This is a genomic window from Compostimonas suwonensis (genome assembly GCF_002797855.1).
In the GTDB taxonomy this organism is placed as follows: Bacteria; Actinomycetota; Actinomycetes; order Actinomycetales; family Microbacteriaceae; genus Compostimonas; species Compostimonas suwonensis.
Genome location: NZ_PGFB01000001.1, coordinates 279,596 through 303,912, shown reverse-complemented (window position 1 = coordinate 303,912; position 24,317 = coordinate 279,596). Strand labels below are relative to the sequence as shown.

Here is a 24,317-nt window from a genome sequence, read left to right as displayed (position 1 = left end):
GGCCGTGGATATCGTGCACGTCTTCCCTGAGCACGGTGCCCGAGGACTACGCTGGAGGACGAAGACGGTCGGCAATGGAAATGGGGTTCCCATGAAGGGCAAGCTTCTCTTCGTCGCGGGAGCGGCGGTGGGCTACGTGCTCGGTGCGCGCGCCGGGCGCAAGCGTTACGAGCAGATCGCCGCCGCGGCATCCAAGGTCTGGAATGCGCCTCCCGTGCAGAGGGGTGTCAAGCAGGCTCAGGACTTCGCGCTCGACCGCGTGAGCGAGTTGCCCGCGGCTCTGCTCGACGGCACCAAGAAGGCTTTCGCCCAGGTGCTGACCGGGCGACCGGGCGAGACCTCGGCTCCCGCCAGGCGCACGACCCCGCCCAAGGCGCCCATCAAGCCCTCGGCGTCGACGTCGAGGGCGGGTTCCTCGAGCCCGGCTGGTGCCACGAAGACCACGGCCGCCAAGCCCGCTGCGAGCAAGCCCGCGCCCAAGACCACCGGGGCGAAGGCGTCGAGCACGAAGGCGTCGACCGCGAAGAAGCCGGCGGCCGCGTCCGACACGGGCTCGGCGACGACCGGCGAGACCTCAGACAACTGACGCAGACGACGTCGAGGACGGAGGCTCCCGTGAGCTACGACGAAGGTTTCACCCCCAAGAACAAGAAGTCGATCTTCACCCTCATCGGTGAGATCCCGGCTCTGCTCGTCACCCTGGTCAAGGCCGAGCTCGAGCAGCTCAAGGCCGAGATGACCCGCAAGCTCGCACATGCCGGAATCGGCATAGGCATGCTGCTCGTCGCGGCGCTGCTCGCCTTCTTCGCGCTCGCGACCCTCGTGGCCGCCGCGGTGCTCGGCATCGCGGTGGCGCTTCCGCCGTGGCTCGCCGCGCTCATCGTCGCGGCCGCGCTGCTCGTGCTCGCCGGCATCCTCGTCGCGCTCGGCGTGCGCTGGCTCAAGAAGGGCGTGCCGATCCCGAACGAGTCGATCGACAGCATCAAGGCCGACGTCCACGCGCTCAAGGGAGTGGGAAAGTATGACCACTGAGACCGGGTACACCCCCGCGGATGCCGCGGACCGCCCACGAACCCGCACACCCGCCGAGCTCAAGGCCGACATCGAGTCGGCCCGGCAGCAGCTCGCCGAGACCCTCGACGCCATCGAGTACAAGCTCAACCTGCCCAAACAGGCCAAGCGGGCCGGCCGCCGGCTGAAGTCGCGGCTGCGGAAGCTGCGCGACGAGAACCCCGCGGCTCTCGTCGGCGTCGCCGCGGTCGTCGTGGCGGGTCTCGGCGCCGGGGTCTTCCTCGGCATCCGCACCATCCGCAAGTAGCGTCGCCCCTCACCTCCCCTTCCCTCTCCCTCCCCGTCCCGGTACTCAAAACGACGGAGATTCAGGCGAAAACACGCGTTTTTCGCCAGGAAACAGCACGTGAGCCCGAAATGTCCGTCGTTTTGAGTAGCCGGGCAGGAGATTTGAGCGGGCGGGCGGGCGGGCAGGCAGGCAGGTATGCGGGCGGGCAGGCGGGGATGGGGCCGCAGGCAGCTCGATTTGCATAGCGGTCTAGCATGGTTGATATGACTTACCCGACTGCCGGTGAGGCAGTGGCCAACGCAAGCGACACCCCATCCGAAGCACCACAGCCCGCGGGTTTCACCCTGTGGGCCGTTCTGCGCCGTGACCCGGCTCGGCCGCTACGGCTCGACAATCGCGAGGTTCCCCAGGTCGTCGACCAGCTCGCCGAGACCGTCGCGTCGATCGAGGCCGAGGGCGTGACCGTGCGCGGCTTCTACGACGTCTCGGGCCTGCGGGCCGACGCCGACCTCATGATCTGGCTGCACGGCCCGGTCGCCGAGACCCTGCAGTTCGCGCTGCGCCAGCTGCGCCGCACCATGCTGCTGCAGTGGCTGCTGCCGACCTGGAACGCGATGGGCGTGCACCGCGACGCCGAGTTCAACAAGAGCCACGTGCCCGGCTTCCTGCGTGGCGTCGAACCGCGCGCCTGGCTCACGGTCTACCCCTTCGTGCGGTCGTACGAGTGGTACCTGCTGCCCGAGGCCGAGCGCAGCGCGATGCTCGCCGACCACGGCCGCAAGGGCGCAGCGTTCCGCTCGGTCATCGCGAACACCGTCGCCTCGTTCGCGCTCGGCGACTACGAGTGGATCCTGCCGCTCGAATCCGATGAGCTCGTCGACCTCGTCGACCTCATGCGCGAGCTGCGGGTGACCGAGGCCCGCCGGCACGTGCGCGAGGAGGTCCCGTTCTTCACGGGCAGACGGATCGAACCGGCCGAGCTGCCGGAGGTGCTTCAGTGAGCGCGCGGATCGTGCCCGGAGCAACGGATGCCGCGGCATCCGGCGCCCCCTTCGTCACCGAGCCGGTCGCCTACGACGCGATCCTGCTCGCGAGCTTCGGCGGCCCGGAGGGGCAGGACGACGTCATCCCGTTCCTGCGCAACGTCACGCGCGGACGCGGCATCCCCGAGGAGCGTCTCGAGGAGGTCGCCCACCACTACCGGGCCTTCGGCGGCGTGAGCCCCATCAACGACCAGAACCGCGAGCTCAAGGCCGCGCTCGAGGCCGAGATCGCCGCCCGCGGCATCGACCTGCCCGTGCTGTGGGGCAACCGCAACTGGGATCCGTACCTGCGCGACGCGCTCACCGAGGCCCACGAGGCGGGCTACACGAAGCTCATCGCGATCGCCACGAGCGCGTACTCCTCGTACTCGAGCTGCCGCCAGTACCGCGAGGACTTCGCGATCGCGCTCGAGGAGACCGGTCTCGAGGGCGAGATCGCGATCGACAAGGTGCGCCAGTTCTTCGATCACCCCGGCTTCGTGCAGCCCTTCATCGAGGGCGTGCGCGACGGGCTCGTCGAGGTGCAGTCGCAGCTGCCCGGCATCGACCTCACGACCGAGGTGCAGGTGCTCTTCACGACGCACTCCATCCCGTCGACGGATGCCGCGAAGTCGGGCCCGGCCGAACGCGGCTTCGGCGAGGGCGGGGCCTACGCCGCCCAGCACCTCGCGGTCGCCGAGGTGGTCATGCACGAGGCATCCCAGGAGCTCGGCGGCGCCGTGCCGAAGGAGACCGGCGGCATCCCGTGGGAGCTCGTCTACCAGTCCCGCAGCGGGCCGCCCAGCATGCCGTGGCTGGAGCCCGACATCAACGACGTGATCGGCGAGCTGCCGTCGCGCGGCGTCCGCGCGGTCGTGATCGTTCCCCTCGGCTTCGTGAGCGACCACATGGAGGTGAAGTGGGATCTCGACAACGAGGCGATGGAGACGGCCGGGGAGAACGACATCCTCGCCATCCGCGTTCCGACCCCCGGGGTGCACAAGGCCTATGTCGCGGGGCTCGTCGACCTCGTGCTGGAGCGTCGCGACGGCGTTCCCGTCGACGAGCGCCCGGCGGTGACCTCCCTCGGGCCCTGGTACGACGTGTGCCGCCCGGGCTGCTGTGAGAACGTGCGTCTCGGCTTCAAGCCCGCACTCGCGGGGATCGCGCCGTGACCGGAGTGACGGAAAGGCTCGTATGACTGACACGCTGCGGATCGGCACGCGGGGCAGCGCCCTCGCCGTGGCCCAGACCCAGGCGATCGCGGATCGTCTGGCCGCGTCCGCGCGTGTTCCCGTCGAGCTCGTCACGATCACGACCCACGGCGACACCTCGACGGAGTCGCTCGCGAGCCTCGGCGGAACCGGCGTCTTCGCGGGCGCCCTGCGCGAGGCGTTGCGCGACGGCCGCTGCGACCTCGTTGTGCACTCCCTCAAAGACCTGCCGACGGCGCCCTACGAGGGGCTCACCGTGGCCGCGATCCCGAAGCGGGCGGACGCGCGCGACGCACTCTGCGCGCGCGACGGCCTGACCCTCGACACCCTGCCGGAGGGGGCGACGGTGGGCACGGGGTCGCCGCGCCGGGTCGCGCAGCTGCTGGCCCGCCGCCCCGACCTGTCGGTGCGCGAGGTGCGCGGCAACGTCGACACGCGCCTGCGGATGGTCGCGGAGGGCGCACTCGACGCCGTGGTGCTCGCGGCCGCCGGCCTCAGCCGCCTCGGCCTGGAGGATGCCGTCACCGAGTTCTTCCCCATCGGCGACTGGCCGACGGCGCCGGGGCAGGGCGCGCTCGCCCTCGAGGTGCGCAGCAGCGGAACCCCCGGTCTCGTCACCCGCGCTCTGCAGGCCGTCGACCACGCGACATCCCACGCCACGGCCACGGCCGAGCGGCTGGTGCTCGCGGGGCTGGAAGCCGGCTGTGCGGCGCCCGTTGCGGCAAGCGCGCTCGTCGAAGACGAACTATTCTTTCTCACAGCGACGGTGTTCCGGCCCGATGGCACGGAGTCGCTCACGAGCTCTCATGCAGCTCATCTCGAATCGAAGTCGATTGCTCATCTGGCGGAGGCCGCCGGTGACACGTCCCGTCGTGTCGTCGCGGAGCTGCTGGCCGCGGGGGCCGCCGGACTCGCACCATTGGGAGGGACGACGTGACCGTTGCATCCGAGTCGAAGCCCCTGACCGGCTGGAAGGTGCTCGTGCCACGCGGCGGGCCCTGGGGCGACAGGGTGGCCGCGGCTCTGCGCGCGAAAGGCGCATCGCCGATCGTCGCCCCCATGATCAACTTCGCCCCCACGGATGACGCGCCCGCCCTCGACGCCGCCCTCACCCAGCTCGCGGCCGGCGCCTTCGACTGGGTCACGCTCACGAGCGCGACGACCGTCGACGTGCTCTCGTCTCAGAACGCCGTCATCCCGCCCACCACCCGCGTCGCCGCCGTCGGCGAGACCACGGCCGCGGCCCTCGCGGCGGCCGGCTACCCCGTCGACCTCGTGCCCTCCGAGGAGAACTCGGCCCGCGGTCTGCTCGAGGAGTGGACCGACGCGACGAAGGGCGTCATCCCGCTGCGGGTCCTCACCCTCCGTTCGGAGATCGCCAAGCCCCTCCTCACCGAGGGCCTGCGCCGGATCGGGCACGACGTGCACTCGGTCGTCGCCTACCGCACGGTCGGCGTCGCCGTCGATGAGCGCGTCGTCTCCGACGTGGCCGAGGGCAGGGTGCACGCGATCCTCGTGACCTCGGGAAGCGTGGCGCAGCAGGTGCAGCTGCAGCTCGGCCCCGTGCCGGAGACGACGCTCGTCGCGTGCATCGGGCCGCAGACGGCGAAGGATGCGCGTGCCGCGGGCCTGCGCGTCGATACGATCGCAGCGGAACGTTCGGCCGATGCCCTCATCGAGTCGGTCGTCCTGGTCGCGATCAACGGTGGTCGCGCGTCGAGCGAGGAGTAGTTCCGTGAACGCTGCAGCCGCCCGCCCCGGCGGGGTCACCCTCGTCGCCGTACTGACCTGGATCTCCGGGGCCCTCAACATCGTCATCGGCGTCGTGATGCTCTTCCAGCAGTCGAACGTCGAGCTCCTCGCGCAGTTCGGCGGCACGACCGGGGTCATCACGGCCGGTATCGTCAGCATCGTGCTCGGCCTCGTCATCGTGCTCGTCGCCCGCGGTCTGCTGGGCGGCAGCCAGGTCGCCCGGGTGCTCGTGACGATCGTGCAGGCGCTCGCGCTCGCCGGCGCCGTGCTCGGCATCCTCTTCGCCCCCGGTCAGTTCGTGTCGTCGCTCGTGACCGGCCTCCTGGCGCTGCTGATCATCATCCTGCTGTACACGGCTCGCGCGAACGCCTTCTTCCGCCGCTGAGCCGCTCCTCTCGCCCCTCGTCCTCACTGCCTTCCTCAAACTGCCCTACTCAAAACGACGGAGATTGTGGGCTCAGATGCCCTTTTCGGCCGGAAAACGTGCGTTTTTGCCCGAATCTCCGTCGTTTTGAGTAGGGCAGTTTGAGTAAGGCAGTCTGAGTAAGGCAGTTTGAGGAGGGCAGTGAGGAGGACGGGGCACGGCAGGCGAGCGGATGGCGCGGCGCCGGCGCGAGCGTAGGCTGGAGGCCATGACTTCCGGCCCCGCCATCCGCCCGCGTCGTCTTCGAACGAACGCCGCCATGCGCCGCCTGACCGCCGAGTCGCACGTGAGCGCCTCGCAGCTCGTGCTGCCGGCGTTCGTGCGCGAAGGCAACCTCGCCCCGACGCCCATCCTCTCGATGCCCGGCGTCGTGCACCACTCGATCGACAGCCTCAAGCGCGCGGCGGCCGGGGCGGCGGAGGCCGGCGTGGGCGGCATCATGCTCTTCGGCATCCCGGAGACACGGGATGCGATCGGCTCGGCGGCGAGCGACCCGAACGGCATCCTCAACGTCGCGACCACCGCCGTGGCCGAGGAGGTCGGCGACGCGCTCGTCGTGCAGACCGACCTGTGCCTCGACGAGTTCACCGACCACGGCCACTGCGGTGTGCTCGACCCGCTCGGCCGGGTCGACAACGACGCGACCCTCGTGCGCTACCAGGAGATGGCGATCGCCCAGGCCGCGGCCGGCGCGCACATGCTCGGCCTCAGCGGCATGATGGACGGCCAGGTCGCCGCCGTGCGCGAGGCGCTCGACGGCCACGGCTTCCTCGACACGAGCATCCTCGCCTACTCGGCGAAGTACGCCTCGAGCTTCTACGGCCCGTTCCGCGAGGCCGTCGAGTCGCAGCTCGAGGGCGACCGCCGCAGCTACCAGCTCGACCCCGGCAACGCGCGGGAGGGCGTGCGCGAGGCGCTTCTCGACATCGCCGAGGGCGCCGACGTCGTGATGGTCAAGCCGGCCATGAGCTACCTCGATGTGCTCGCGAAGGTCGCCGAGGTGAGCGAGGTGCCGGTCTGGGCGTACCAGGTCTCGGGCGAGTACGCCATGATCGAGGCCGCCGCCGCGCACGGCTGGATCGACCGGCGCCGGGCCGTGGAGGAGTCGGTGCTGAGCATCCGCCGCGCGGGGGCCGACGCGATCCTGAGCTACTGGGCCGTCGAGCTGGCCGGGTGGTGGGGCGCACGATGAGCGATCCGCAGACGACGGGCGCGGCATCCGCTGCTCAGAGCGCGGGCCCGGGCGGCGGTCACGCAGGCCGTGCAGGTCATACCGGCCACGCAGGGCGCGCCGGCGACGCAGGGCACGCCAGCGACGATCTCTTCGACCGCGCCCGCCGGGTCATCCCGGGCGGGGTCAACTCTCCCGTGCGGGCCTTCCGCTCTGTAGGCGGCACCCCGCGCTTCCTCGTCTCCGCCCGCGGGCCGTATGTGACGGACGCGGACGGCGTCGAGTACGTCGACCTCGTCGCCTCCTGGGGCCCGGCCATCCTCGGTCACGCCCACCCCCAGGTCGTGCAGGCGGTGCAGGATGCCGCGGCACGCGGTCTCTCGTTCGGCGCGTCCACCCCGGCCGAGACCGAGCTCGCCGAGCTCGTGACGGCGCGCGTGACGGCGGGCGGCCGGAGCCCGGTCGAACGCCTGCGTCTCGTCTCGACGGGCACGGAGGCGACCATGACGGCGATCCGCCTGGCGCGCGGGGCCACCGGCCGTGAGCTCATCGTGAAGTTCGCCGGCCACTACCACGGCCACTCCGACGGGCTCCTGGCCGAGGCCGGCTCGGGGCTCGCGACGCTCGCGATGCCCGCGTCGTCGGGCGTGACCGTCGCGACCGCCGCGCAGACCCTCGTGCTGCCCTACAACGACCTCGACGCGGTGCGCGCGGCCTTCGCCGAGCACGGCGGGAACATCGCCGCGGTCATCGCCGAGGCGGCCGCCGCGAACATGGGTGTGCTCGCCCCGCTGCCCGGTTTCAACGCCGAGCTCGCGCGCATCGCCCACGAGCACGGCGCGCTGCTGATCCTCGACGAGGTGCTCACGGGCTTCCGCGTCGGCCCGGCCGGCTGGTGGGGGCTCGAGGCGAGCGACCCCGCGCCCGACCTCTTCACCTTCGGCAAGGTCATCGGCGGCGGGATGCCCGTCGCCGCGATCGGCGGCCGCGCCGCGATCATGGACCTGCTCGCACCGCTCGGCCCCGTGTACCAGGCGGGCACGCTCTCGGGCAATCCGGTCGCCGTCGCCGCGGGCCTCGCGACCCTGCGCACCGCCGACGCCGCCGTCTACGCGCGACTCGACCAGGCGGCGGAGACCGTCTCGGCCGCGGTCTCGGACGCCCTCGACGCAGAGGGCGTCGCCCACCGGGTGCAGCGCGCGGGCAGCCTCTTCAGCTTCGTCTTCGGGCAGGATGCCGCGGCCACGGCTCCGCTCGACTACGCCGAGGTGCAGCGCCAGGAGGCCTACCGCTACCCGCCGTTCTTCCACGCGATGCTCGACGCCGGGGTCTCGCTGCCGCCCTCCGTCTTCGAGGCCTGGTTCGTGACGGCGGCCCACGACGATGCGGCGATCGGGCGGATCGTGGAGGCCGCGCCCGCCGCGGCGCGGGCCGCGGCATCCGCTCGCCCGTAGCGACAACGAGCCGTTACGGCATTGTGAGGTAGCCACAGGCGGTTTCCGCAGTTGCGGCAGGCAGACTAGTCGTATGGCTTCCCTACGCGTTCACCCGGACAGGCTCGAGATCCAGCTGACCCGTGCGGAGAAGACGCTGGCGCTGCGCCGCGAAGACGTCGTGGTGCGCCGCGACTCGATCCGCTCGGTCACCATCACCGATGATCCGTGGATCTGGATTCGCGGCATCCGCGCGCCCGGCGCCGCCATCCCGCTCACGCTCGCGGTCGGCACCTGGAAATTCCACGGCGGCAAGGACTTCCTCGTGATCAAGGGCAAGCGCCAGGGTGTCGTCATCGATCTCGAGGGCGAGGCGTTCGACCGCCTCATCGTCACGACCTCGCACGCGAGCCAGCTCGCGACCTCGCTGAAGATGGACGGACCCGACGCCACTCGCGTCAACCTCTAGCCCCACGCTTTCAGCTAACGCTAAGGTTGTGCCATGAGTGACTACAACGGCACACCAGGTCAGGTTCCACCCGCGGGGGCACCCGTGCCACCGCCCAACTATGCGCCGGCGGCACCGCAGAACCCGGGCAAGACGCTCGGCATCGTGGGGTTCATCCTCTCGTTCTTCGTCTCGATCGTCGGGCTCGTCTTGAGCATCATCGCGATGGTGCAGTCGCGCAAGGCGGGCCAGTCGAACGGCTTCGCCCTCGCCGGCATCATCATCTCGTCGCTCGCGCTGATCGTCACGATCATCGTGATCATCGTCGTGGCCGTCGCCGCGGGCGCGGTGCTCTCGCAGTGCGCCGAGCTCGGCAACGGCGAGCACCTCGTCAACGGAGTGATGATCACCTGCAACATGTAGGGACCCGGATGCCGCAGCCGCGGCATCCGCTCGCCTGATGCTCGTGCGGGGCCCCGCTCTGGTGGGGCCCCGCACGATGTCTCGCCCGGCGGGCCCGTCGCGGGGTCTCGCGCGACGTCGCGCGCTGAGGCGTCGCGCCGTCACGCCTCGTTACGAGACGAGGCTGATGATGAACAGCACGAGGGCGATGAGCGGCACGGTGCCCTGGATGAGCGCGGCCCGGATGTAGCCCCTGCCGCTCGTGATGAGCACGATGGATGCCGCGAGCATGCTGCCGACCGTGAAGATCACGAGCGCGCCGCCCGCCTCGTGCGCGCCGGCGCCCACGAGGATGACGCCGATGAAGGCCCCGATGGCGAGGAAGAGGTTGTAGAAGCCCTGGTTGTAGGCCATGGGGCGCACGGTGTCGGCCTGCGCCTGGCTCTTCACGCCGAAGCGCTTCCAGACCGACGGCTTCGCCCACGAGATGCTCTCCATGGCGAAGATGGCCACGTGGATGACGGCTGCGAGTGTGACCACGACGGTCGCGAGGATGATCATGCGGTCAGCCTATTGCCGCAGCCGCCCGAATCGGTGCAAACGCGCGCGACTCGGATGCCGGCGCCTCCGTGTCGATGGGCGGGATCCTCCGCCGGTGCCTCTTCTCAGGCGCGCAGCGAGACGACCGTGCGCCCGCGAACGGAGCCGTCGAGCACCTCGCGCGCCCGGTCGAAGACGCCCTCGAGGGGGATGACGCTCGTCATGCCGTCGAGCAGGGCCGGGTCGAGGTCGTCGGCGAGCCGGCTCCAGGCCCGCTGCCGCAGCTCGAGCGACGCCTCGACGGAGTTGACACCGGCGAGCGTCACCCCGCGCAGGATGAACGGCGCCATGCTCGCGGGGAGGTCGGCGCCCTGCGCGAGCCCGCAGGCGGTGACCGTGCCGCCGTAGTTCGTCTGTGCGAGCACGTTCGCGAGGGTGTGGCTGCCGACGGCGTCGATCGCGCCCGCCCAGCGCTGGCTCTGCAGGGGCTTGCCGGGCTCGCTCAGCTCGTGGCGGTCGAGAATGTGGGCGGCTCCGAGGCCGAGCAGATAGCCGGACTGCTGCTCGACGCGGCCGGTCGATGCGGTAACCGTGTAACCCAGTTTCGCCAGGAGCGCGATCGCGACCGAGCCCACCCCGCCCGCCGCGCCCGTCACGAGCACCTCGCCGCTGCCCGGCAGCACGCCCTGGCGCTCGAGGGCGAGCACCGAGAGCATGGCCGTGAAACCGGCCGTGCCGATCGCGGCCGCCCGTTCGGAGCTCAGCTCGCCCGGGATCGCGACGAGGGAGCCGCCGTCGACGTGAGCCCGCTCGGCGAGCCCGCCGTGTCGGGACTCCCCGAGGCCCGCTCCGTTGAGCACGACCCGGTCACCGGGCGTCCAGCGCTCGTCGGACGAGGACTCGACCGTGCCGACGAGGTCGATCCCCGCGATGAGCGGCCAGGTGCGGGCGACCCCGGGGCGGCCCATGATCGCGAGGGCGTCTTTGTAGTTGACGCTCGAGAACTCGACGGCGACCCGCACGGGGCCGGCGCCCAGGAACTCGTCGTCGACGTCGAGCAGCTTCGCGATGGGCTCGACGGATGTCGCGGCATCCGCTCGCTCGGATCTTCTCTCGATCACGATGGCACGGGTCATCGTCCCACCCTACGCGCGCACGCCCGGCCGATCCTTCCCGCAGCCCGCAGCCCGCAGCCCGCAGCCCGCCCCGTGCAGCCCACACATCCCCGCAGCCCTACTCAAAACGACGCAGCTCGACTCAAACGACGGAGCTCGACTCAAAACGACGGAGTTTTGGCCCTATTCGGCGGTTTTGCGGCCCAAAGTGCTCAATTCCGGCTGAATCTCCGTCGTTTTGAGTGCAACAGGCGGTGAGTGCAACAGGCGGTGAGTGCGGGTGTGCAGGGGAGGGGAGGCGGCAGGAGCTCAGCTGACGTCGCGGCGCCAGCTCGTGAAGAAGCCGATGACGGTCGCGACGAGCCCGATCGCGAAGAGCACGAGCGCCCCCTGCCACCACTCGAGCAGGGCGGATGCCGGGGAGGCCACCGTGAAGAAGCTCGCGCCGACGAGGGCGTCGCTCGCCGCGCCGGGCAGGAACTTGCCGACCTGGGCCGTCCAGTCGGCGATGCCCGAGGCGAGGCGCAGCAGCGGCTCGACGAACTGCGTGAAGGCGAGCACCACGACGATCGCGCCGACCTGGCTGGGGATGAGGGCGCCGAGGCCCACGCCGATGAAGGCCCAGAGCAGCATCGCGAGCACCGAGCGGCCGAGCTGCGCCCAGATGGCGGGGTCGCCGAGCTGCGGGTCGATGCCCGTGAGGCCGAGCACGAGCGCTCCGAGACCCACGGACGCCACGAGCGCGACGATCGCGTAGACCGCGCCGACGGCGGCCACCGAGACGCATTTGGCGGCGAGCACCTGCCCGCGGAGCGGGCTCGCGAGGAAGGTGGGGGTGAGTGTCTGGTGGCGGAACTCGCCCGTCGTCGCGAGCGCGCCGAAGAGCACGGGGAAGACGTAGCCGATCGAGGTCGCGAAGCTGTAGACGAGGGGCGGCAGCGAGCCGAAGACGCCCGCGGCCTCGCCGTTCGCGGGGATCGTGCCGAAGAGCGCCGCTGCGCCCGCCGCACACAGGCCCACGTAGCCGAACAGGATGAGCCCGAGCACCCACCAGAGCCGGGTGGAGAAGATCTTGAGGAACTCGGCGCCGACGGCGCGTGCGAAGGCGTTCACAGCGAGTCACCTCCGCTCACGAGCGCGAGGAACGACTCTTCGAGTCCTGATTTCTGCCGGTGCAGGGCGCTCAGCTCCACACCCGCGAGGAAGGCCACGTGGCCGATCTCCGCCGGTTCGGCCGAGCGCACGAGCAGGCCGCTGCGCACCGTCTCGAAGACGAGCCCGCCCGCCTCGAGCGCCGCCGCGAGGGCCGGCCGGTCGGGGGAGTCGACGACGACCCTCTGAGTGTCGCTCGTGTCGAGGCTCGCGAGGTCGCCACGGTGCACGAGCGAGCCCTTCGCGATGATGATGACCTCGTCGACGCTCTGCTGCACCTCGGAGAGGAGGTGGGAGCTCACGAGCACCGTGCGGCCCTCGTCGGCCAGCTGCCGCAGGAAGGTGCGGATCCACTTGATGCCCTCGGGGTCGAGGCCGTTGATGGGCTCGTCGAGCACGAGCACGCCGGGATCGCCGAGGAGGGCGAAGGCGAGGCCGAGCCGCTGGCGCATGCCGAGCGAGTAACCGCCCACCCGCCGGTCGGCGTAGGGGCTGAGCCCGACGGTCTGCAACACCGTGGGAACCCGCGCGCCGTCGATGCCGGCGGCCAGGGCGTAGACGCGGAGGTGGTCGCGGGCGGAGCGGCCGGGGTGGAAGCTCGCGGCCTCGAGCGCCGCTCCCACCGTCTGCAGGGGCGACTCGAGCCGGGCGTAGGGCGTGCCGGCGAAGGTCGCGGTGCCCGAGCTCGGGCGCACGAGGCCGAGCAGCATGCGCAGCGTGGTGGTCTTGCCGGCGCCGTTCGGGCCGAGGAAGCCGGTCACGCGGCCGGGCTCGACCGTGAAGCTCAGCTCGGAGACCGCGTCGACATGGCCGAAGGTCTTGGTGAGGTCGGAGACCTCGATGGTCACACCGGTGGGCATCAGTGTCCTCTCGGTAGCAGCACCCCCAGCCTAGGGTCAGTACCCAGGTGAACTCCAGGTTTCTTGCGGCGAGTGGCGAGATGCAGAGAAAAGCGGCCGGATGATGCGAGACGGACGGCAGGCATCCGACGCCGGACGATGAACTCGCAGCTGCCCGCGCCTCCTGCCCCGCGCCTCTACTCGGCGAATGCGGGCCGCGAGAGCCCCTCCGACGGCGGTTCTGCGGCGTCGTGCCCGAGCGCGATCACCCGGTTGCCCGCGTCGACGTGCACGATCCGCGGTACGAACTCGTCGGCCTCGAGCGTGTCGAGCAGGCCGTAGGCCATCACGATCACGATGTCGCCCACGTGCACGAGGTGCGCTGCGGCGCCGTTGATGCCGATGACCCCGCTGCCGCCCTCGCCGGCGATCGTGTAGGTCTCGAGCCGGGCGCCGTTCGTGACGTCGACGATCGAGACCTTCTCCCCGGGCAGGATGTCGGCGGCGTCGAGCAGCTCGCGGTCGATCGTGACCGAGCCCACGTAGTTCAGGTCGGCGTGGGTGACGGTGGCACGGTGGATCTTCGCGGAGAGGAGCGTTCGCAGCATCCTGCCACTGTAACTCCGCCCGGTGCCTCGAGGCGGCGTAGCCCAGGTCTTGCCAAGCCGCTGCTCCGACTCGCAACGACGGAGATTCACGCCGAGGAGGCCGCAAACCGGCCTTATGGGCCCGGTTTCGACGATATCTCCGTCGTTGTTGTGAGTGGATCTCCGTCGTTGTGAGCGGGCTCGGCCGATGGCGGGAGGATTTCATCCGGTGCGAGCGCAGCCCGGTACCGACGCGCGTGCGGCCGCGCCGCTAGCATGGGCCCATGTCCTGGAGGGTCACGGAGGTCCCGCGCGTGCCCCGGCGGCGACGCGGCAAGGTGAAGCCGCCCCTGCCCCGGCGCCGGTTCTCGGTCAACGCCATCCTCGACAACGTCTTCTTCGTCTTCGGCGGGGTCGCAGCCATCTGGCTCGCCGTGCTGCTGCTCGGCGACAGCTTCAGCCTCGGCTGGAACCAGGTCTGGCTCGTCGTCATCTTCTGGGTCGTGCTCGCCTACCTCGTGCTGCCGCGCCTGCACCGCATCCTGACGACCCTTTACGTGCCCGACTACTTCATGGGGCGCACGCGCACGAGCGACGGGCTGCTCGGCGACCCCGTCAACATCGCGCTCAACGGCAGCGAGCAGCAGCTGCACACCGCGATGGCCGCGGCCGGCTGGGTGCGCGCCGACGACGTGACCCTCGGAAGCAGCTGGCGCATCATCACCTCCACGATCCTGCGCCGCAGCTACGACGAGGCGCCCGTGAGCCCGCTCTACCTCTTCAACCAGAAGCAGAGCTTCGCCTACCAGCAGGAGGTGCTCGGCAACCCCGCCAAACGCCACCACGTGCGCTTCTGGAAATGCCCGGAGGGCTGGAAGCTGCCCGGCGGCGTCGCGGTCGACTGGCTCGCGGCGGGCACCTACGACCGTGCCGTCGGCTTCTCGCTGTTCACCCTGCAGATCACGCACAAGATCGACGCCGACACCGACGTCGAGCGCGACCACATCCTCGAGACGCTCGAGAAGGCGGATGCCGCGACCTCCGTGAGCGTCATCGAGGACTTCTCCGCCGGCTACCACGCCCGCAACGGCGGGGGCGACACGATCCAGACCGACGGCGACCTGCCGATCGTCGATCTGCGGGCGATCGAGCCGACCCCCGAGGCCGACGCGGCAGGTGCGGGCGGCGCACCCGTACGGGTGCTCGCGCAGGAGACGGTGGCGCGCGACATCCTGACCCCCGACGCCCGTATGAAGCGCCCGGTGCAGACGACCCTCGGCGTCGTGCTCATGAGCCTGCGTGTGCTCTACGGGGTCGTGACGCTCGCGCTCGTGTTCCTCAACTGGGACGCCCACGCGACCTCGGTTCTCGTCGACGTCGACGGGCAGTCGATCGGCAGCGAGCCGACCGTCGCCAATCTCGTGCTGTGGATCGTCGTGGCCGTCTTCGGGCTCGGCGTGCTGCTCTACGCGGTGCTCGTGTTCCTCGTGTTCCTCGGCCAGAACTGGGCGCGCATCGCCGCGATGGTGCTGAGCTCGATCGACATCATCGTCGCCTGGATCGACTTCGCCGACGGCGGCCCGCAGATCAGCCTGCGCACCAACCTCATCGGCGTCGCCCTCGAGATCCTCGTGGTGCTCGCGCTCTCGAGCACCATGGCACGGCGGTACGCCCGCCGCACGCAGCCCCCTCGCGACCGCGTGCCGTGAGCGCGGAGGGTGATCTCGCGACATCCGTTTGTTAACTTCTGATTTCGGGTACCGCCCGCAAATTGCGTTGCAGCCCCTGGATGCCTAAATTGTTTCCAAAGCGCTTTGCCAAAGCGCTTTGGAAATACTCAGCCGGCGAGCGCCGCCTGACAGGAAGAAGGTCGTATGGTCTCCATCGCCGATGTGGCTGCTCACGCCGGAGTGAGCCCGACCACCGTTTCGCACACACTCAGCGGCAAGCGGAAGGTGAGCCCGCGGTTGCGCGAACGCGTCGAGGAGGCTATGCGCAGCCTTGGATACGCGCCCAGCCGATCCGCTCAGAACCTGGCCCTCGGCACAACGCGCATCGTCGCCCTCATCGTCCCCGACATCGGCAACGGGTTCTTCGCCGACCTCGCCAAAGGCGTCGAGCAGACCGCGATCGAACACGGCTACAACGTCATCCTCTGCACAACCGGCTTCGACCACGCCCGTGAGGTGCTCTACCTCGAGATGATCCGATCACGCGCCGCCGACGGCATCATCTATGCGGCGGGCTCGCCCCCCAGCAACTCCGAGCTCGCGAGCCTGCTCGGCGACATGCCGCTGGTGCTTGTCGACGAAGACATCCCAGGCTCCCAGGCCGCGGCCGTCGTCTCCGATAACGCCGCAGGCGGACGCCTGGCGGCCGAGCACCTCCTGGGCCTTGGCCACAGCAAGGCGCTTGTGCTCGGCGCCAACGACGAACTCGTCAGCAGCGGCCTTCGAGTCGAGGGGTTCGGTGCCGCGTGGAGCGACGGCGGAGGGGACGGTCCCGTCGTCACCAGCGGCGGATTCACCGAAGAGGGCGGCCGCGAGGCGATCCTGCCCTTCATCGATCGCCTTCGCAGCGGCGAGCTGACGGCCGTGTTCGCCGTCAACGACATGATGGCCCTCGGCGTCGTCAATCAGTTGCGCGCGCATGACATCGCCGTTCCCGGCGACGTCTCCGTCGTGGGCTTCGACGACATCGCGGCGGCGCGTCACAGCTACCCGGCGCTCACCACGGTGCGGCAGGACGTTCTCACCCTCGGGGCGACGGCGACTGAGATCCTCATCCGTGGACTGGAGTCCTCCGGTGTGCTCACGGGAAGCCGCGAGGTGCTGCCGGTCGCCCTCGTCACCCGCCAATCGAGCGGCCCTCTCCGCCCCGACATCGAGAGAGCAGGAAACTGATGGGACAGATCACCGTCTCGCAGGTCTCCAAGAGATTCGAGACCTCCAGGAAGACCACGGTCGCACTCAACGACACCGACCTCGCGATCGCCGACAAGGAGACCGTCTGCGTCGTGGGTCCCAGCGGCTGCGGCAAGACGACCCTCCTCAACCTCATCGCGGGCTTTATGCTTCCGAGCTCGGGACGGATCGAGGTCGACGGCGAAAGCGTGACGGGACCGTCCGCACAGCGCGCGGTCGTCTTCCAGTCGGATGCCGTCTTCCCCTGGCTGAGCGTGCGCGACAACGTCGCGTTCGGGCCCAAGGTCCAAGGCAGGCCGTCGCGCGTCCGCGTCGAGCGGGTCGAGCGCTTCCTCGACCTCGTCGGTCTCGCCGAGTTCGCGTCGGCCTATCCGAAGGAGCTCTCGGGGGGTATGCGCAAACGCGTCGATCTCGCGAGGGCCTACGCGAGCGACCCCGACGTGCTCTTGCTCGACGAGCCGTTCGGAGCTCTCGACCTCTTCACCAAGGAGACCATGTGGCTCGCCCTCAAGAAGGTCGCCGACGCCGAGCCGAAGACGATCATCTTCGTCACCCACGACATCGAGGAGGCGCTTTTCCTCGGTGATCGGGTGATCGTGATGACGCCGCGTCCTGCACGCGTCCACAGCGTCGTCGAGGTGCCGTTCGGAAGGGATCGCAGCCTCGATCTGCGGGCCGACCCGGCCTTCCAGAAGCTCCGTATGGAGATCGCCCACTCGCTCCGGGAGGTGCACAATGACGCAGCCTAGTATCCGTTCCGTGCCGGTATCGGCCGCCCGTGACGCCGCCGCGCCCCGTCGCCGCACGACGAACTGGGGTCCTGCGGTGAGCGTCGGCGTCATCGTCGTGCTGCTCGTGCTCTGGTGGGTGCTCACGACCGGCACGGAGACGATCAAGCAGCTGTTCTTTCCCTCCCCCGAATCCCTGTGGCAAGGGGTGACGACGCTCAATGTCCGTCTGCTGCAGGACGCCGGCGCGACGCTCGTGCGCGTGCTCGTCTCGTGGATCGTCGGCTCCGCGCTGGGTGTGCTCGTCGGTCTCCTGATGGCGCGCAGCAGATGGCTCATGTACGCGCTCACGCCGATCATCGAGGCCGTGCGCCCCGTGCCGCCCGTCGCCCTCATCCCCTTCGTCATTCTCTGGTTCGGCATCGGCGACAGCGGCAAGATCTTCCTCGGCGCGCTTGCGTGCTTTATGGTCATGGTCGTCAACACGACGGTGGCCGTGACGAACGTCCCACCCGTCTACGTGCAGGCCGCTCGCTCGCTCGGCGCAGGCAGTGGCGCGATCTATCGCTCCGTGGTCTTCCCGGCGATCGTCCCCGAGATCCTCTCGGGCTTCCGCATCGGATCCGCCCTCGCCTTCGCCGTGGTCGTCGCAGCCGAGTTCCAAGGTGCAGACGCCGGTATCGGGCGGCTCATCATGCAGGCGAGCCGCACCCTGAACACGAGCGTCGTGCTGCTCGGCACCGTCGTCATCGCCGTCATGGCCGTGCTCCTCGATCTGCTCATCTCGCGCCTCAGCGCCTACGTGACCCGATGGTCGAGCAACAGATGACGCCCAGATACCCACTCCAAACGCAGCACCCGTCCTCCCGCACCGGTGGACGGCCCGACATTCGGATGTGAAAGGAACACCATGAAGCACGCGAAATACGCGGTCATCCCCGCGGCCGCCCTGCTCGCCGTCCTGACCGGCTGCAGCACCGGCGGAGCCTCGGGCGAGAACTCGGACGGCCTCACCACGCTCACCGTCGGTATCTCACCGTTCCAGGACACCTACCTGCCGATCATCGGCGAGGAGAAGGGCTGGTTCGAAGAAGCCGGTCTCGACGTCGAACTCAAGTCGCTGGCCTGGAACTCCGTGATGCCTGCGGTGATCTCCGGCGACGTCGATCTCGCCATCAACAACACCACGGGCGTCGTCGGCGTCGCCAACGCCGACCCGGACGTCGTCTACGCCTACGGCCTGAATCCGTTCACGGAGGGCTCGGCGCTGATGATCCGGCCCGACGGCGGACTCGAGACGGTCGACGAGCTCGACAAGACGGCGGCCGACCATGAGGAGGCCCGAACCCAGGCCATCGAGGCGCTCGCGGGCAAGACCATCGTCACGACGCTGTCGACGGACATGGGCAAGCAGATCAACGACGCCCTCGCCTCGGTGGGCATGAGCGAGTCCGACGTCACCTTCGTCGACATGGACCCGGATGCCGGCCTTGCCGCGTTCCTCTCCGGAACCGGTGATGCCTACCTCGGCGGCGTACCGCAGCGCGCGAAGGCGCTCGAGGAGGGCATGCTCGTCGGTCTGTCCGGACCCGACCTCGCTGCACCGCCCATCAACGGCATCGTCACGAAGCGCGCGTTCGTGGAGGACGACCAGGATGCCCTGCTCGCGTTCATCAACGTAATGCATCGCATCATCCGTTACTGCGACGCGGAGACGGATGCCTGCGGAACCACGATCACCGATCGTCTGAACGAGGAGACGGCCGCGGGCCTCACCCTCGACGGCTTCAAGAGCTACTGGCAGAACATCGAGCTCTACGCCGGCAACGCCCAGCAGGCGAGCGACATGATCCTCGCCGACGACGGTGTCGCCTTCTGGAAGACCACGTGGGATAGCGACAACAGCTATCTCGTCGACACCGACGCCATCCCGGCGGAGGTTCCCGCAGCCGACAACTTCCTCATGCAGTCGGTGTGGGACGCGTACGTGGCCGAGTACGGCGCCGACGAGACGGACTACTGATCCGCCGCAGGATCGATGGCGGCTGAGAACGAACAGGAAAAAAGAGGGAGAACGCCATGAGCGTCAAGATCCATCACATCGTCACGGGAGAGCTCGAGAGCTCGCTCGCGGTGTCGCTGCTGAACTCGGGTGCCCATCCCGATGTCCCGCACGAACACCGGCTGCCCTTCGGGTTCCGCGACGACATCGCGCGCAGGGATGGGACGGTGACCGAAGGGGTCATGGTTCCCGTGCCCGTGTGGCTCATCGAGGGGACGGAGAAGACGATACTCATCGACACGGGCCTCGGCGACATCGATGAGGTGTCGGAGATGCAGAGCCGGTACGGCGTCGACTTCGTGGCATCGCGGAGTGCCGACCAGGATCTGGTGGCAGGTCTTGCCGCTCATGGCGTGAAACCGGAGGATGTCGACATCGTCGTGCTCACCCATCTGCACTTCGACCATGTGGGCAACAACGAGCTCTTCCCCAACGCGACCTTCATCGTACAGAAGGACGAGCTCCCGCAGGCGATCGAACCCCCGAACTTCTGCATGTTCTACTACCCCGAGTACTCGTACAAGATCGACGCGGTCGCCGATCGCCTGCAGGTCATCGACGGTGACCACGAGATCGACGAGGTTGTGCGTCTGGTGAAGATCGGCGGTCATACGCCCGGCTGCATGGTCGTCATGGTGAAGACGGATGCCGGAACCGTCTGCCTCACGAGTGACGTCATGTACAACTACAAGAACCTCGAACTGAACTGGCCGATGGGCTCCTTCTGGGATCTTCCCGATCTTATGAGGGGCTACGACCGGCTGCACCGCGAGGCGGACATCATCATTCCGGAGCACGACTGGAAATTCCGCGAGCTGTATCCCACCGGCACGATCGGTTGAAGGGCGAGAAACACGTGAAAAAGGCACTGCTGCTCGGTGAGTCCTGGATGACTCACATGATCCATCAGAAGGGTTTCGACAGCTTCACCACGACGGAGTACGTCGAGGGAGGCCAGGAGTTCCGCGCCGCCCTCGAGAGCGACGGCTGGGAGGTCACCCACCTTCCCTCCCACACGATCGAGAGCCGCTTCCCCGCCGACCTCACGGCGCTGCTGGAGTACGACCTCGTGGTCATCAGCGACGTCGGCGCGAACACCTTCCTGCTCACCCGGGCCGTCTTCGGCCGTTCGGCCTCCGAGCCCAATCGGCTGGAGCTCATCCGTGAGTACGTCGAGAGGGGCGGAGGCCTGCTGATGGTGGGCGGCTACCTCTCGTTCTCAGGGGTCGATGCGAAGGCGAACTACGCGAACAGCCCGCTGAACGACATCCTGCCGGTGGAGACCCTGCTCACCGACGATCGTTCCGAGCATCCGGAGGGCGCGGTGATCGTCGTACGGGATGCCGCGCACGCGGCGCTCGGCGGGGTCGGCGACGAGTGGCCGCAGCTTCTCGGCTACAACCGCACGAAGCCGCGCGAGGGGGCGATCCTCCTCGCCGAGGTGAACGGCGATCCCCTGATCGCCGTCCGCGAGTACGGCAGGGGGCGCACGGGGGTCTTCACCTCCGACATGTCCCCGCACTGGGCTCCTCCGCCGTTCATGGAGTGGGCGGGCTACGCACCATTGTGGCGCGGGCTGTCGACCTGGGTCGCCGGCTGAGCGGGAGGAGGGTGGCCGGTCGTCGCCTCGGCGCGGCCGGCCACCCGTTGTCGTCGGTGAGAGGGGTCGTGTGACCATGCGGAGAACGGGCAGCGTGGCCGTCGTCGGCTCGGCGAATCTCGACATCGTGCTGTCGCTCGAGCGCAGGCCGAGGCCGGGGGAGACCGTTTTGGGCTCCTCGTACTCCGAGGTGTGCGGCGGCAAGGGGGCGAACCAGGCGATCGCCGCCGCAAGGCACGGCCGGGCGATCCTCGTCGCGCAGCTAGGGAAGGACGACGCGGGCACGATGCTCCTCTCCACGCTGCGTGCACGCGGGGTCGAGGTCCATCGGATCACCCGCAGCTCCGTTCCGAGCGGCCGTGCCTTCATCGAGGTCACTCCTGACGGCGAGAACAGCATCGTCGTGATGGCTCTCGCCAATTCAACTCTCGGAGCCGCCCGCGTGCACGACGCCCTCAGCGGCGACGTGCCCGCCGTGGTGCTGGCTCAACTCGAGGTCCCCCTCGACGTCGTGATCGTCGCCGCGGACTGGGCAGCAGGGACCGGGGCTCGGTTCGTACTCAACCCGAGCCCGGTGCGCGCTCTGCCGCGCAGGCTGCTCGCGCTCTGCGACCCTCTCATCGTCAACGAGAGCGAGGCGGCGGCGGTGCTGTCGGAGCTGTCGGAGCTGTCGGGCACAGCCGTGCCCGGAACGACGGCCGAGCTCGCGGCCTTGCTCGGCCGTCACTGCGTCTCCGCAGTGGTCACGGCAGGCAGCCGCGGGGCCTGTGTGGCCGAGGGTGGCGTCGTGGAGTCCATCTCGGGTCTTCCCGTCGCGCCCGTCGACACCACGGGGGCCGGGGACGAGTTCGCGGGTGCGCTCGCCGCCCACCTTGCCAGTGGCAGCACGGTGGTCGAGGCCGCGAGGCTTGCGAATGAGCAGGCTGCGCTGGCGGTGGCCACCCCGCGCGAGCTGCGCTGACGGCCGGCTGAGCGCCCGCGTTCGTTCCCCGAGCTCGTCGACGGGCGCCGCGAATCGTGGGCTCGTCGACGAACTTCGGGAACGAGGTGCGGCTCAGGGAGCGGTCGCCGCGTGCCCCTCGCAGAGCACCGGCGCGCACTCCTCGCACACGACGAGCTGTTCGCGGCAGGACGGGTCGCTGCAGTTCTCCATGCGTTTCGTCGCCGTGCCGCACTCGGCGCAGCGGCCGATCACCCGGGGCTGCGGGCCGAAGTCGAGGCTCATCCGCTTGTCGAAGACGTAGAGCGAGCCCTCCCAGAGCCCTTCGTCGCCGAACGTCTCGCCGTAGCGCACGATCCCGCCCTCGAGCTGGTACACCTCGCCGAAGCCACGGCTCGTCATGAGCGAGGAGAGCACCTCGCAGCGGATGCCGCCCGTGCAGTAGGTCACGACGGGCTTGCCCTTGAGATGGTCGTACTTGCCGCTGTCGAGCTCGGCGACGAACTCGCGGGTGGTCGCGACATCCGGAACCACCGCGCCGCGGAAGCGGCCGATCTGCGCCTCGAACGCATTGCGGCCGTCGAAGAACACGACGTCGTCGCCACGCTCGGCGACGAGCTCGTGCAGCTGTGCGGGGGCGAGCGTCGTGCCTCCGCCGACGACGCCCGCGGCGTCCACTCGCAGCTCTCCCGGTGCCCCGAAGCTCACGATCTCGTCGCGCACCTTGACGCTCAGGCGCGGGAAGTCGAGACTGAGCCCCTGCTCGTCGAGGCCCGTGCCCTCGCTCCACTTGACGTCGACGTTCGCGAAGGGGGCGAAGTCGCGCAGCTTGCGCACGTAGCGCTTCACGGCCGGCAGGTCGCCGCCGACGGTCGCGTTGATGCCGTCGACCGAGATGAGGATGCGGCCGCGCAGCCCGAGGCCCTCGCAGAGGTCGCGCTGCCACAGGCGGACGGCCTCCGGATCGGGCAGCGGTGTGAAGACGTAGAACAGCAGGATCTTCGGGATGGACACCAGACAAGTGTAGATACCGCTCCGTGGGCGCTTCCACGGTGGTGGTGGCGGCGGTGGCTTTGGCGATGGCCTCCGCGTCGTCTCGGGATCGCCGAGCGCGGGTTTGTTCGCGAGCGCGCCCGCTCGAGGGTCGTCGCTCGCGAACAACCCAGCGCTCGGCGAGCAACCCCGCGCTCGGCGAGCAACCCCGGGCTCGGTGCGCACACCCGCGCTCGCGAGCAACCCCGCGGCGGACAACCGCGTGCCGACGAGCAGCACCGCGCTCGGTGAGAACCCGTCGCCTCCCGTTCACGGCCCGGGCGTAGAGTGGCGCCCATGGACGACTACAACCCCTACGCGCGTCTCGCCGCGATGCCCTCCTTCACCCTCACGAGCACGGATGTCGCCGACGGCCAGCCGCTGCCCGCCGCACAGTTCGGCACGAGCGCCGGCGGATCCAATGTCTCGCCGCAGCTCTCCTGGAGCGGCTTCCCGGCCGACACGAAGAGCTTCGCCGTGACCGTCTACGACCCCGACGCCCCCACCGGCTCGGGCTTCTGGCACTGGGCGGTCTTCAACATCCCCGTCGACGTGACCTCGCTGGCGACCGGCGCCGGCGCGCCCGACAGCGGCCTGCTGCCGGCGGGCGCCGTGACCCTGCCCAACGAGCTGCGTCTCGCCCGCTTCGACGGCGCCGCCCCGCCTGAGGGCACCGGGGTGCACCGCTACTTCACGGTCGTGCACGCGGTCGGCGTCGCCTCGCTCGACATCGACTCGGAGTCGACGCCCGCGATCCTCGGCTTCAACCTGAACTTCACCTCGCTCGCGCGCGCGATCATCGTGCCGACGGGCGAGTTCGGCGGCACCGCCGCCTGAGCCGGGCCGACTGAAGCGCGAGTCGCGCCGAACCGCTCGAAAACGAGCTGTTTACGACGGTTTGGCGCGACTCACTCGGGGCGGGGCGGGGCGGGGCAGGGCGCGGCGCGGCAGGGCGGGCGGAACGGGACCGGGGACGGGCCCGGCTCAGCTCTTCGAGCCCGTGAAGACGAGCACGCCGCCGAGGCCGATCATCATCGCACCGCCGGTGGCCTCGAGTCGCGCCATCCGCTTCGGCGAACGGGCGAACCAGTCGCGCGCGGTGCCGGCCACGAGCGCCCAGACGCTGTCGCACACGAGTGCGATCACGAGGTAGATCAGGCCGAGCGTCGCGAGCTGGAGGGGGATGGCCCTCGCACCGTAGTCGACGAACTGCGGCAGCACGGCCACGAAGAAGATGATCGACTTCGGGTTGGTGACCCCGACGATGAAACCCTCGGCGAGGAGGCGCATCGGGGAGCGGCGGACCGTTGCGGCGGCAGCCTTCTGCCCGGTGCCGCGGCTGTGCAGCACGGCCTTGATGCCGAGGTAGGCGAGATAGGCGGCGCCGGCGATCTTGACGATCGTGAAGAGCACGACCGACTGGGCGACCACGACACCGACGCCGAGGGCTACGGCCGCGATCTGAGGCACGACTCCGAGCTCGTTGCCGAGCACGCTCAGCAGCCCGCCCGTGCGGCCGAGTGCGAGCGAGCGCCCGATGACGAAGAGCACGCTCGGGCCGGGCAGGAGCACGAGGAGCAGGGCTGCGATCCCGAACGCGAGAAGGTTGGATGCCGGCACCATAGCCAGAGC

Annotated in this window: 28 protein-coding genes; 21 read left to right on the top strand and 7 right to left on the bottom strand. The window is 69.6% G+C overall.

Annotation, left to right across the window (positions count from 1 at the left end):
- Positions 1–91 precede the first annotated feature (91 nt).
- The 12 genes from CLV54_RS17855 to CLV54_RS01285 all read left to right on the top strand — a co-directional run bounded on the left by CLV54_RS17855 (position 92) and on the right by CLV54_RS01285 (position 9,187).
- Positions 92–586, top strand: coding sequence for a hypothetical protein (locus tag CLV54_RS17855; protein ID WP_100343158.1), 495 nt, complete (start codon positions 92–94; stop codon positions 584–586).
- 29 nt (positions 587–615) lie between these two features.
- Positions 616–1,032: a phage holin family protein gene (locus CLV54_RS01335; RefSeq protein WP_100343157.1), complete on the top strand. Its 417-nt coding sequence runs from the start codon at positions 616–618 to the stop codon at positions 1,030–1,032.
- The gene (locus tag CLV54_RS01330; protein ID WP_100343156.1) at positions 1,022–1,318 is read left to right on the top strand and encodes a DUF3618 domain-containing protein; all 297 of its coding nucleotides are present in this window, start codon (positions 1,022–1,024) and stop codon (positions 1,316–1,318) included. Before CLV54_RS01335 ends, CLV54_RS01330 begins: the two co-directional genes overlap by 11 nt.
- Positions 1,319–1,563: 245 nt before the next feature.
- Positions 1,564–2,301, top strand: a complete 738-nt coding sequence (gene hemQ, locus CLV54_RS01325; protein ID WP_100343155.1) for a hydrogen peroxide-dependent heme synthase — start codon at positions 1,564–1,566, stop codon at positions 2,299–2,301.
- Positions 2,298–3,497 carry a ferrochelatase gene (locus CLV54_RS01320; RefSeq protein ID WP_100343154.1) on the top strand — a complete coding sequence of 400 codons (1,200 nt, stop codon included), beginning with the start codon at positions 2,298–2,300 and terminating at the stop codon, positions 3,495–3,497. The genes hemQ and CLV54_RS01320 overlap by 4 nt, the downstream gene beginning before the upstream one ends.
- A gap of 22 nt (positions 3,498–3,519) precedes the next feature.
- Positions 3,520–4,473 carry a hydroxymethylbilane synthase gene (gene hemC / locus CLV54_RS01315; protein ID WP_100343153.1) on the top strand — a complete coding sequence of 318 codons (954 nt, stop codon included), beginning with the start codon at positions 3,520–3,522 and terminating at the stop codon, positions 4,471–4,473.
- Positions 4,470–5,267, top strand: a complete 798-nt coding sequence (locus tag CLV54_RS01310; protein ID WP_100343152.1) for a uroporphyrinogen-III synthase — start codon at positions 4,470–4,472, stop codon at positions 5,265–5,267. The genes hemC and CLV54_RS01310 overlap by 4 nt, the downstream gene beginning before the upstream one ends.
- Before the next feature lie 4 nt (positions 5,268–5,271).
- The gene (locus tag CLV54_RS01305) at positions 5,272–5,673 is read left to right on the top strand and encodes a DUF7144 family membrane protein (protein WP_100343151.1); all 402 of its coding nucleotides are present in this window, start codon (positions 5,272–5,274) and stop codon (positions 5,671–5,673) included.
- Positions 5,674–5,920: 247 nt separating this feature from the next.
- Positions 5,921–6,904 carry a porphobilinogen synthase gene (gene hemB, locus CLV54_RS01300; RefSeq protein WP_100343150.1) on the top strand — a complete coding sequence of 328 codons (984 nt, stop codon included), beginning with the start codon at positions 5,921–5,923 and terminating at the stop codon, positions 6,902–6,904.
- Complete coding sequence (gene hemL, locus CLV54_RS01295; protein WP_100343611.1) at positions 6,901–8,337, top strand: glutamate-1-semialdehyde 2,1-aminomutase; 1,437 nt, start codon at positions 6,901–6,903, stop codon at positions 8,335–8,337. Before hemB ends, hemL begins: the two co-directional genes overlap by 4 nt.
- Before the next feature lie 73 nt (positions 8,338–8,410).
- Positions 8,411–8,785, top strand: coding sequence for a hypothetical protein (locus CLV54_RS01290; protein WP_100343149.1), 375 nt, complete (start codon positions 8,411–8,413; stop codon positions 8,783–8,785).
- Positions 8,786–8,818: 33 nt separating this feature from the next.
- Positions 8,819–9,187, top strand: coding sequence for a DUF4190 domain-containing protein (locus CLV54_RS01285; RefSeq protein ID WP_157802755.1), 369 nt, complete (start codon positions 8,819–8,821; stop codon positions 9,185–9,187).
- Positions 9,188–9,337: 150 nt separating this feature from the next.
- On the opposite strand, the gene CLV54_RS01280 is transcribed toward CLV54_RS01285, so the two are convergent.
- From CLV54_RS01280 to panD, 5 genes are all read right to left on the bottom strand, one after another.
- Positions 9,338–9,727 carry a DUF1304 domain-containing protein gene (locus CLV54_RS01280; RefSeq protein WP_100343147.1) on the bottom strand — a complete coding sequence of 130 codons (390 nt, stop codon included), beginning with the start codon at positions 9,725–9,727 and terminating at the stop codon, positions 9,338–9,340.
- A 104-nt stretch (positions 9,728–9,831) separates the two neighbouring features.
- On the bottom strand, positions 9,832–10,842 hold the full coding sequence (locus CLV54_RS01275; RefSeq protein ID WP_100343146.1) for an MDR family oxidoreductase: 1,011 nt from the start codon (positions 10,840–10,842) through the stop codon (positions 9,832–9,834).
- Positions 10,843–11,130: 288 nt separating this feature from the next.
- Positions 11,131–11,934, bottom strand: coding sequence for an ABC transporter permease (locus CLV54_RS01270; protein WP_100343145.1), 804 nt, complete (start codon positions 11,932–11,934; stop codon positions 11,131–11,133).
- Complete coding sequence (locus CLV54_RS01265; RefSeq protein ID WP_100343144.1) at positions 11,931–12,833, bottom strand: ABC transporter ATP-binding protein; 903 nt, start codon at positions 12,831–12,833, stop codon at positions 11,931–11,933. The genes CLV54_RS01270 and CLV54_RS01265 overlap by 4 nt, the downstream gene beginning before the upstream one ends.
- 176 nt (positions 12,834–13,009) lie before the next feature.
- Positions 13,010–13,420, bottom strand: coding sequence for an aspartate 1-decarboxylase (panD, locus tag CLV54_RS01260; protein ID WP_100343143.1), 411 nt, complete (start codon positions 13,418–13,420; stop codon positions 13,010–13,012).
- 263 nt (positions 13,421–13,683) lie between these two features.
- Here panD and CLV54_RS01255 point away from each other — a divergent pair, with 263 nt between their 5' ends.
- The 8 genes from CLV54_RS01255 to CLV54_RS01220 all read left to right on the top strand — a co-directional run bounded on the left by CLV54_RS01255 (position 13,684) and on the right by CLV54_RS01220 (position 21,674).
- Positions 13,684–15,108, top strand: coding sequence for an LssY C-terminal domain-containing protein (locus CLV54_RS01255; RefSeq protein WP_100343142.1), 1,425 nt, complete (start codon positions 13,684–13,686; stop codon positions 15,106–15,108).
- Positions 15,109–15,273: 165 nt separating this feature from the next.
- Positions 15,274–16,302 (top strand): LacI family DNA-binding transcriptional regulator, encoded by a 1,029-nt coding sequence (locus CLV54_RS01250; RefSeq protein ID WP_100343141.1) that lies wholly within the window; start codon positions 15,274–15,276, stop codon positions 16,300–16,302.
- Positions 16,302–17,072, top strand: a complete 771-nt coding sequence (locus CLV54_RS01245) for an ABC transporter ATP-binding protein (protein ID WP_100343140.1) — start codon at positions 16,302–16,304, stop codon at positions 17,070–17,072. The genes CLV54_RS01250 and CLV54_RS01245 overlap by 1 nt, the downstream gene beginning before the upstream one ends.
- Before the next feature lie 10 nt (positions 17,073–17,082).
- Entirely contained in the window at positions 17,083–17,880 is a 798-nt protein-coding gene (locus tag CLV54_RS01240) for an ABC transporter permease (protein WP_157802754.1), read from the top strand.
- 81 nt (positions 17,881–17,961) lie between these two features.
- A complete protein-coding gene (locus tag CLV54_RS01235) occupies positions 17,962–19,074 on the top strand; it encodes an ABC transporter substrate-binding protein (protein ID WP_100343138.1) in 1,113 nt (370 codons plus the stop codon).
- Positions 19,075–19,130: 56 nt separating this feature from the next.
- A complete protein-coding gene (locus CLV54_RS01230) occupies positions 19,131–19,955 on the top strand; it encodes an N-acyl homoserine lactonase family protein (protein WP_100343137.1) in 825 nt (274 codons plus the stop codon).
- A 14-nt stretch (positions 19,956–19,969) separates the two neighbouring features.
- The gene (locus tag CLV54_RS01225; protein WP_100343610.1) at positions 19,970–20,713 is read left to right on the top strand and encodes a glutamine amidotransferase; all 744 of its coding nucleotides are present in this window, start codon (positions 19,970–19,972) and stop codon (positions 20,711–20,713) included.
- A gap of 76 nt (positions 20,714–20,789) precedes the next feature.
- On the top strand, positions 20,790–21,674 hold the full coding sequence (locus tag CLV54_RS01220; RefSeq protein ID WP_100343136.1) for a ribokinase: 885 nt from the start codon (positions 20,790–20,792) through the stop codon (positions 21,672–21,674).
- 93 nt (positions 21,675–21,767) lie between these two features.
- On the opposite strand, the gene trhO is transcribed toward CLV54_RS01220, so the two are convergent.
- Complete coding sequence (gene trhO, locus CLV54_RS01215; RefSeq protein WP_100343135.1) at positions 21,768–22,667, bottom strand: oxygen-dependent tRNA uridine(34) hydroxylase TrhO; 900 nt, start codon at positions 22,665–22,667, stop codon at positions 21,768–21,770.
- A 315-nt stretch (positions 22,668–22,982) separates the two neighbouring features.
- On the opposite strand from trhO, the gene CLV54_RS01210 reads away from it, so the two are divergent.
- Entirely contained in the window at positions 22,983–23,522 is a 540-nt protein-coding gene (locus CLV54_RS01210) for a YbhB/YbcL family Raf kinase inhibitor-like protein (RefSeq protein ID WP_100343134.1), read from the top strand.
- A 147-nt stretch (positions 23,523–23,669) separates the two neighbouring features.
- Here CLV54_RS01210 and CLV54_RS01205 read toward each other — a convergent pair whose 3' ends face one another.
- The gene (locus tag CLV54_RS01205) at positions 23,670–24,308 is read right to left on the bottom strand and encodes a LysE family translocator (protein ID WP_100343133.1); all 639 of its coding nucleotides are present in this window, start codon (positions 24,306–24,308) and stop codon (positions 23,670–23,672) included.
- Positions 24,309–24,317: the final 9 nt, after the last annotated feature.